Annotated in this window: 1 protein-coding gene; it reads right to left on the bottom strand. The window is 45.4% G+C overall.

The window, feature by feature from the left end; translation table 11 throughout:
* Positions 1–56 precede the first annotated feature (56 nt).
* On the bottom strand, positions 57–3,284 hold the full coding sequence (locus B3Y13_RS09500) for an acyl-CoA dehydratase activase-related protein (RefSeq protein ID WP_422664337.1): 3,228 nt from the start codon (positions 3,282–3,284) through the stop codon (positions 57–59).

Genomic DNA, 3,284 nt, shown 5'->3' with positions numbered 1-3,284 from the left:
CTGCCCGTTCGAAAACTTTTTTGTCTTGCCCGCGCGTGATTTCTGCCAATGCGCTTTTAGTCGGCAGTTGTTGCCGGCACAAGATTTTTTGCGTCGACAGGATCATCGTCAACAAACTGGCTTCCGCCAGAAGCATACTGCAAAACCGGATCAACCGGACCTTTTTTAGTCCAAATTTTTCCGTTTTTCATTTCGTCCGGGTTTTTTCCAATCGGCGCATTAGAAAGCAAAAGCTTTACGCGGTTCAGCTGGTTTACTTCCGAAGCTCCAGGGTCATAGTCGATTGCGCTGATGTTCGACTGAGGGAAATGCCTTCTCAGCTCTTTTATCATGCCTTTTCCGGTAATGTGGTTTGGAAGGCAGGCAAAAGGCTGGACGCAGGCAATTGAAGGCGCCCCGGAATGAATAAGCTCAATCATTTCTGCGGTCAAGAACCAGCCTTCTCCGCTTATGTTTCCAATCTGGCAAATTCCTTCAACTGATTTCATCATCTCCCAAATGTCGGTCGGAGTTGTAAAGCGGCGGCTGCGTTTTAGGCAGCGGTTTATGTAATATCTGTAGAAATTCAACAGCTTAATAATCAGTTTTCCGGTTTTTTCTTCTTTTTTAGGGAACGCGAGCTCTTCGTGCCTGAATTTTCCATCGGCCATTGTGTAGTAGACAAAATCCATAAGATCCGGCATTACACATTCCGCGCCTTCATTTTCGATTACTTTTACAAGGTCGTTGTTTGCTGTCGGATGGAATTTTACAAGGATTTCTCCTACAACACCAACCCGAGGCTTTTTAACCGGAAGAATCGGAAGCTTGTCAAAATCACGCACAATTCCGCGGATCATTCTGTGATAGCCCAAAATTGAAAGCGATTTTAACTGTTTTGTAACCTTCTCATTCCATTTTTCATAAAGAGCGTCTGCGCTTCCTGGAACAGCTTCGTAAGGACGGACTCTGTACAGAACGCGCATAAAAAGGTCGCCGATAAAAGCAGCCATCATTGCGCGGTGAACAAGCGGCAAAGTAAACTTAAAGCCCGGATTTTTTTCAAGTCCGACTGTATTGAGAGAGATTACAGGAATCTGCCCCCAGCCTGCATCGTTCAAGGCACGGCGGATAAAACCGATGTAGTTTGTAGCGCGGCAGCCGCCGCCAGTCTGCGTGATTAAAAGGGCGGTTTTGTTGAGATTGTACTTTCCGCTTTCGAGCGCGTGCATCATCTGGCCGGCGACAAGAATCGACGGATAGCAGGCGTCGTTATTTACATATTTTAGTCCGGCGTCTACGGCTTTTGGATCGACCGCATCAAGCACAACAAGCTTGTAGCCAGAATACTTGAACGCCGCTTCCAGAAGCCTCATGTGAATCGGCGACAATTGAGGACAGAGAATTGTATATTCGTCCTTCATTTTTTCTGTAAACACAACGCGCTGGTAAGCAGAAGATTTTATCGTCACCTTTTTTCGAGAACGCTGACGGGCTTTTACGGCGGCAATAAGAGAGCGGATACGGATTCTTACGGCTCCAAGGTTTGAGCCTTCATCAATCTTTATGAGAGTGTACATCCGGCTTTTTGCCTTCATGATTTCATCAACCTGGTCGGCTGTTACAGCGTCAAGACCGCAGCCAAAAGAAGTAAGCTGCACAAGCTCAAGGTTCGGCATTCCTGCGACAAAATTGGCGGCGCGGTAAAGACGGTTGTGGTAAACCCACTGGTCAACTATGCGAAGAGGACGCTCAACAGAACCAAGATGCGCAACTGAATCTTCTGTAAAGACAGCAAGGCCAAGTCCGTGAATCATTTCCGGAATTCCATGGTTGATTTCCGGATCAAGGTGATAAGGACGTCCCGCAAGAACAATTCCGTTTCCGCCGCTTACAACAAGCTGCTCAAGCGCTTCTTCCGCCGCCGTCTGAGTGTCCGCCTTAAACTTTTCCTGCTCAATCCAGCCGGCGTCAATGGCATCGTAAACCTGCTTTTCTGTCAAAACCGGATAATAAGTGTGAATTTCTTCATAAAAACGCTCTTTGAGACGGGTTTTGTCGTAAATCGGCAGGAACGGATTTAAAAAGAGCAAATCTTTTGAATTTATTACGTTGTCAAGGTTGTGTTTTAAAACTTCCGGATATGAAGTTACAACCGGACAGTTGTAATGATTTCCGGCGCCCGCATCTTCCTGTTTCTCGTAAGGAATGCAAGGATAGAATATGAATTTGCATCCCATTTTTAAGAGCGACTCGATATGGCCATGGCTGATTTTTGCCGGATAACATACAGATTCAGACGGAATGGAATCAATTCCGCGTTCATAAATCATTTTATTTGAGCGAGGACTGAGTTTTACCTGGAATCCCAATTTTGTGAAAACTNNAAACCAAAGCGGATAGTTTTCGTACATATTGAGAACGCGAGGAATTCCAACGCTTCCCATAGGAGCATCTTCCGGTTTTAGAGGAACATAATAGTTGAAAAGGCGTTTGTATTTCCAGTCAAAGAGGTTTGGAAGCTCAATGGAAGATTCTTCAACACCGGTGTTTTCTTTGTTTGAGCCGTCAACAGTTTTTGTGTCCTTAAGTTTATGGCGTTCAAGACCTTTTTCGCAGCGGTTTCCTGTAATAAACTGGCGCTTGTCGTTTCCTGCGGTAAATGTATTGATTGTAAGAAGACAGTTGTTCTGGCAGCCGCCACAACGAGTAAGCTCAAGCTCAACCTTAAATGAATCAAGCTGTTCTGGAGTCGCAATGTTTGAAACTACCTTTGGAGGAGTCCAGTTTTTTTCCTGTCCAGGCTTTGGAGCTGTCAAATCGCACCACTGGTCGTAGGCAATCAATGCTGAACCGTAAGCGCCCATCAAACCTGCGACGTCCGGCCTGAAAACTTCGACACCGGAAATTTTCTCAAAAGCGCGGAGAACGGCATCATTGTAAAAAGTTCCGCCCTGAACAACAACTTTTTTTCCGATTTCTGAGGCACGGCGCAATTTTATAACCTTAAAAAGCGCATTTTTGATTACCGAATATGAAAGTCCGGCAGAAATGTCATCGATTGTAGCGCCTTCTTTCTGAGCCTGCTTTACACGGCTGTTCATAAATACAGTACAGCGGGAACCCAAATCGACTGGCTTTTTAGAAAGAAGAGCTTTTTGCGCAAATTCTTTTATGTCGAGATTCATTGAATTTGCAAAATTTGCAAGGAATGAACCACAGCCGGCAGAACAAGCTTCGTTTAACTGAATTGAAGTGATTGCGCCGTCTTTCATGCGCAGACACTTCATATCCTGACCGCCAAT

This window comes from Treponema sp. UBA7567, assembly GCF_002476655.1.
GTDB lineage: Bacteria > Spirochaetota > Spirochaetia > Treponematales > Treponemataceae > Treponema_D.
This window is presented reverse-complemented; position numbering and strand designations above follow the sequence as displayed.